The organism is Streptomyces phytophilus (assembly GCF_013870535.1).
In the GTDB taxonomy this organism is placed as follows: Bacteria; Actinomycetota; Actinomycetes; order Streptomycetales; family Streptomycetaceae; genus Streptomyces; species Streptomyces phytophilus.
This window is the reverse complement of sequence record NZ_JACBXC010000295.1, coordinates 1-5,813: the sequence shown is the minus strand read 5'-3', so window position 1 is coordinate 5,813 and position 5,813 is coordinate 1. Positions and strand designations below refer to the sequence as shown.

The window sequence follows — 5,813 nt, the reverse complement described above, 5'->3', positions numbered from 1 at the left end:
TCTGCAACGCGATCGGCCCCGGCGTCATCGTCATCGGCGGCGAACTCGCCCGCACCGGCGAGGCGCTCACCGGACCGATCGAGAAAGCCCTCGGCGCGCACATCATGCCCGCCTCCCGCGACCGCGTGGTGCTGCGCCCCGCGACCCTCGGCGCCACCGGCGGCGCGCTCGGCGCCATCGCGCTGGTGCTGCACGAATCACCCCTGCTCTCCCACTACCCCGCAGACGCCGGTCCCCAGGACGACGCGTGAGACGAACGAGGTACGTATGGCCGTGATCACCACACCCCGCAAGCGGGCCACCCGGCCACGCACGCGCCGCACCGAGCGGCGCGGCCAGGTCCGCTCCCTCGTACTGAACGCCATCGCCCTCGCCGCGGGCGTGGCCGTCTGGGCGGTGCTGGCCGCGCTCAACGTCGAGAGCCTGCCCGGCCCGCTGGCCGTGGCGCAGAAGGCCGGCGACCTGATCGCCGACGGCACCCTCGCCGACGACCTGCTCGCCAGCCTGCGCCGCGTCTTCACCGGCTTCGCGCTCGGCACGGCGCTCGCGATCCCCGTCGGCTTCCTCATGGGCTGGTACCCCACGGCCCGAGGGCTGCTGGAGCCGTACGTCCAGTTCTTCCGCACCATCCCGCCGCTGGCGCTCATCCCGCTGGCGATCGTCCTCATGGGCATCGGCGAGACGCCGAAGGTCTTCGTCATCTTCCTGGCGGCGTTCCTGTCGTGCGTCGTCGCCGCCTTCCAGGGCGTGGTCGACGTCGACCGCACCCTCATCAACGCCGCCCGGGTCCTCGGCGCCTCCGACCGCGTCATCTTCCTGAAGGTCGTGATCCCGGCGTCGACCCCGTTCATCCTCGTCGGCATGCGCATCGGCCTCGGCGCCGCCTGGGCCACCGTGGTGGCCGCGGAGCTGATCGCCGCCCAGGAGGGCCTGGGCTTCCGTATGCAGCACGCCCAGACCTACTACGACCTCGACACCATCTTCGTGGGACTCATCACCATCGGCGTGCTCGGCCTGGTCATGGACCGGCTGCTGCTGCTCGCCGAACGGCGCCTCACCGGCTGGCAGGAGCGACGATGACCGAGAAAATCTCCTTCCGGGACGTCGTGAAGACCTTCCCGATGAAGGGCACCGACTTCACCGCCCTGAACGGGGTGTCCCTGGACATCGCCGACCGCGAGTTCGTCACCGTCGTCGGCCCGTCCGGCTGCGGCAAGAGCACCCTGCTCAACATGGCCGCGGGGCTCGCCGAACCCACCTCGGGTGACGTCCTGGTCGACGGCAGCCCCGTCACAGGGCCCGGCCCCGACCGCGGGGTCATCTTCCAGCAGTACGCCCTCTTCCCCTGGCTGACGGTGCGGCAGAACGTCGAGTTCGGGCTGAGGCTCGCCGGACTGGCGGCCGACGAGCGCAGGAAGCGGGCGGAGCACGCCATCGAACTCGTCGACCTCACCGACTTCGCAGACGCGCTGCCCAAGACGCTCTCCGGCGGCATGAAGCAGCGCTGCGCCATCGCCCGCGCCTACGCGGTCAACCCGCAGGTGCTGCTGATGGACGAGCCGTTCGGGGCGCTGGACGCGCTGACCCGGGTGCAGTTGCAGGACCAGCTCCTCGACACCTGGAGCCAGGACAAGCGCACCGTCATGTTCATCACCCACGACGTCGACGAGGCGGTCTACCTGGCCAGCCGGGTGGTGGTGATGGCCGCCCGCCCCGGGCGCATCCACCGGATCGTCGACGTCGACCTGCCCTATCCGCGCACCGAGGAGATCCGGCTGTCGCCCGAGTTCGGCCGGATACGCAACGAGGTCTGGCACTCCGTCTACCACCAGGGCACCGCCCCGGCCGCCGCCTGACCCGCACCCCGTCCCCGTACCCCGCACCACGAGACTTCAGCACATCCCGAAAGGACCACTCCGCCATGCGCGCGACCCGCCGTACCCTCGCACTCTCACTCACCGTGGCGCTCATCTCACTCCCGGTCGCCGCCTGCTCCGACGACAGCGGCGGCGGTGACGGCTCCACCGTCCGCTTCGGCTACATCAACGACTACAACGGCGCCAGCCTGCTGGCGATAGCCGAGAAGCAGGGCCTGTGGAAGGAGGCCGGCCTCGACGCCGAGGTCTCCGTCTTCAACAACGGCCCCATCCAGATCCAGGCCCTCGGCGCCGGCGACCTCGACTTCGGCTACATCGGCCCCGGCGCCATGTGGCTGCCCGCCTCCGGCAAGGCCGACGTCGTCGCCGTCAACACCCTCGGCTACGCCGACCGCGTCATCGCCCAGCCCGGCATCACCTCCCTCGCCGGCCTCAAGGGCAAGAAGGTCGGCGTCCCCGAGGGCACTTCCGGCGACATGGCGCTCAACCTCGCCCTCCAGGAGGAGGGCATGTCCATCGACGACGTCGAGAAGGTGCCGATGGACCCCGCGACGATCGTCTCCGCGTTCTCCTCCGGCCAGATCGACGGCGCCGGCCTGTGGTACCCGATGATCGACGAGATCAAGGCCAAGGTCCCCGACCTCGAAGAGGTCGCCAGCACCCGCGACTTCGAGGACGGCTACTTCCCGAACGCCTTCGTCGCCGGCACCGGCGTCGACCCCGAGCTGACCACCAAGGTCGTCGGCGTGCTCCAGAAGGCCAACGACTGGCGCTACGAGAACCCCGAGGAGTCCGTCGCCGACACCGCCGCGATGCTCAAGCTCGACGAGGAGAAGGTCAAGGCCGACGCCACCAACCAGGAGCTGCTGCCGACCAAGGACCTCGTCGCCAAGACCGAGGACGGCACGGTCGGCGACTGGCTGAACGACCTCGCCGAGTTCTTCGTCGGCACCGGCCAGCTCGACGAGGCCCCCGACCCGGCGGAGTACTACCTCGGCGACCTCTACACGAAGGCGTCCACCAAGTCGGCTTCTCGGTCGTGAAGTCCGGGCTTGACGGCCCGACGGTTCTTCACATCGATTCGCGCTCCGGGCTGCCCTCTACGACAGGACGGCCACGGGTCGTTACGCGACCGCTTGCCCGTCGAGCAGGCCACTGCAGAGGCCCGGTTCGCCGCGGCATCGCAGGCGTGCAACGTCCGCCGCAGTGCCGACGCTTCCTCGGGCGTCGGCAGCAACCTGACCTGCACCACCAGCTTCATGCAAGCAACTTACCGGCGACCACTGACAACGCCTCCCACGTTGATGACGCTGCGCCGCTCCCCGGCGCCAGGATCAGGCTTCGATGCCTCAGGGGTCCGAACGCCGGGGCTTCCTCGAAAGGGCAAGAGTGAACCTGCTGTTCCTGATGACCGACCAGCACCGTGTCGACACCCTGGGCTGTTACGGCAACCCGCACGTCGCCACCCCCCACCTCGACCGGCTCGCCGCCGGCGGCACCCGCTTCGAGCGGTGCTACACCCCCACCGCCATCTGCACCCCCGCCCGCGCCAGCCTGCTCACCGGCCAGGCGCCGTTCCGGCACCGGCTGCTCGCCAACTACGAGCGCAACGTCGGCTATCTGGAGGACCTCCGCAGCGACGCGTTCACCTTCCCCGGCGCCCTCGCCGAACGCGACTACCAGCTCGGGCTGATCGGCAAGTGGCACGGCGGCACCCACCGCAACGCCGCCTCCTACGGCTTCGAAGGACCCGACCTGCCCGGCTGGCACAACCCCGTCGACCACCCCGACTACCTCGCCTACCTCGACGAACGGGGCCTGCCCCCGTACCGGATCTCCGACCCGGTCCGCGGCACCACCCCCAACGGCAACCCCGGCAACCTGCTCGCCGCCCGGCTCCACCAGCCCGCCGAGGCGACCTTCGAGCACTACCTCGCCACCCGCGCCATCGAGCACCTGGAGACGTACGCCGCCACCGGCCGCCCCTTCTTCCTCGCCACCCACTTCTTCGGCCCGCACCTGCCCTACCTGCTGCCCGACGAGTACTACGACATGTACGACCCGGACCTGGTCGAGCTGCCGCCGTCGATCGCCGAGACCTTCGAGGGCAAGCCGGCCGTCCAGCGCAACTACAGCGCGCACTGGACGTTCGACACCATCCCCATCGAGGTCACCCGCAAGCTCATCGCCGTCTACTGGGGCTACGTCACCCTCATCGACGAACAGATCGGCCGCATCCTCGCCCGCCTCGACGAACTCGGCCTCACCGACGAGACGGCGGTGTTCTTCACCGCCGACCACGGCGAGTTCACCGGCGCCCACCGCCTCCACGACAAGGGCCCGGCGATGTACGAGGACATCTACCGCATCCCCGGCATCGTCCGCGTCCCCGGCGCCCCGCCGCAGGTCAGGGACGAGTTCGTGACCCTGACCGACTGCACCGCCACCATCCTCGACCTCGCCGGCTGCGACACCGCGCCCGCCGTCGACAGCCGCAGCCTGCTGCCGCTGGTACGCGGCGAGCACCCCGAGTGGCCCGCGGAGCTGCTCGCCGAGTTCCACGGCCACCACTTCCCGTACCCGCAGCGCATGATCCGCGACGAGCGCTACAAGCTCGTCGTCAACCCCGAGTCCGTCAACGAGCTGTACGACCTGGCCGCCGACCCGCACGAGCTGACCAACCGCTACGCGCACCCCGAGATGCTGCCCGTACGCCGCCGGATGCTGCGCCGGCTGTACGACCTGCTGCGCGAGCGCGGCGACAACTTCTACCACTGGATGACGCCGATGTACGACGTCGGCGCCCTCGACTACGACCCGACCCTCAGCGCATTCGAACCGGAAGGAACCACCGCATGAGACGGACGTGGACACGGACCGCGCTGCTGCTGTGCGCACTCCTGGCGGGACTGCTGCCGCTGTCGTCGGCGACGGCCGCCGACCCGGCCCCGGCCTCGAACCCGGCCCCGGCCCCCGCCGCGGAGAGGAAGAGCGCCCCCGGGACGTACGCCAACCCGGTCACCGACGGCGTCGTCGACACCTTCCCCGACCCCGTGACGATCCGCGGCAAGGACGGCTACTGGTACGCCTACGGCACCCAGAACCCCGTCTTCCAGACCGGCGGCGAGCAGGGCGAGCGGATGCTGCCGATCCTGCGCTCCAGGGACCTGGCGACCTGGGAGTACGCGGGCGAGGTCTTCACCCCCGAGACGCAGCCCGAGTGGCACCGCGGCTCCCGGCTGTGGGCCCCCGACATCCGCTACAACGACGGCCGCTACACCCTCTACTACTCCGTCCCCGGCCGCGACACCGTCGGCGCCGCCACCGCGCCCACCCCGACCGGCCCGTGGACGGACACCGGACCCGTGCTGCCCGCGCCCAGCGGCTGCCCCACCGGCGGCATCGACCAGGCGCAGTTCACCGACCGCGACGGCAAGACGTATTTCTACTGGGGCAGTTACGACATCCTCTGCGTCGCCGAGATGAACGCGGAGCGCACCCGCATCACCGGCGAGGTGACGCAGGTCGCCCAGGGCCGCCGCATGGAAGGCGCGTTCGTCGTCCGCCGCGACGACCACTACTACCTCTTCTACTCCGACGCCGGCTGCTGCGACGGCGCGTACAGCGGCTACCAGGTCAAGGCCGGCCGCTCCACCAGCCCCACCGGCCCCTTCCGCGACGACGAGGGCGTCGACCTGATGGCGCCGACCAGCAAGGGCGCCATCGTCCTCGGCGCCAACGGCAACCGCTGGATCGGCCCGGGGCACAACGGGCTGACCACCGACCTCGCCGGCCAGGACTGGCTGGTCTACCACGGCATCCCCGCCGACAACCCCGACCTCGACCGCTTCCCCGACCTGCCCGACCGCCAGCTCACCCGGCGCCCCATGCTGATGGACCGGCTCGACTGGATCGGCGGCTGGCCCGTCGTCCGCG

Annotated in this window: 5 protein-coding genes and 1 pseudogene; all 6 read left to right on the top strand. The window is 70.6% G+C overall.

All coding sequences use genetic code 11. The annotated features are described in order from the left end of the window. Window positions 1-251 (top strand): annotated as a pseudogene (locus H5J30_RS15310) (ROK family transcriptional regulator); the annotation flags it as partial. A 16-nt stretch (window positions 252-267) separates the two neighbouring features. After that, the gene (locus H5J30_RS15305; protein ID WP_181787986.1) at window positions 268-1,080 is read left to right on the top strand and encodes an ABC transporter permease; all 813 of its coding nucleotides are present in this window, start codon (window positions 268-270) and stop codon (window positions 1,078-1,080) included. Beyond that, a complete protein-coding gene (locus H5J30_RS15300; protein WP_181787985.1) occupies window positions 1,077-1,856 on the top strand; it encodes an ABC transporter ATP-binding protein in 780 nt (259 codons plus the stop codon). Before H5J30_RS15305 ends, H5J30_RS15300 begins: the two co-directional genes overlap by 4 nt. A 65-nt stretch (window positions 1,857-1,921) precedes the next feature. Beyond that, complete coding sequence (locus tag H5J30_RS15295; RefSeq protein WP_181787984.1) at window positions 1,922-2,920, top strand: aliphatic sulfonate ABC transporter substrate-binding protein; 999 nt, start codon at window positions 1,922-1,924, stop codon at window positions 2,918-2,920. Window positions 2,921-3,266: 346 nt separating this feature from the next. Then, a complete protein-coding gene (locus tag H5J30_RS15290) occupies window positions 3,267-4,736 on the top strand; it encodes a sulfatase family protein (protein WP_181787983.1) in 1,470 nt (489 codons plus the stop codon). Further along, window positions 4,733-5,813 (top strand): family 43 glycosylhydrolase (locus H5J30_RS15285; protein WP_181787982.1); only part of this gene is annotated, 1,081 nt, incomplete at its 3' end. The genes H5J30_RS15290 and H5J30_RS15285, both read left to right, overlap by 4 nt.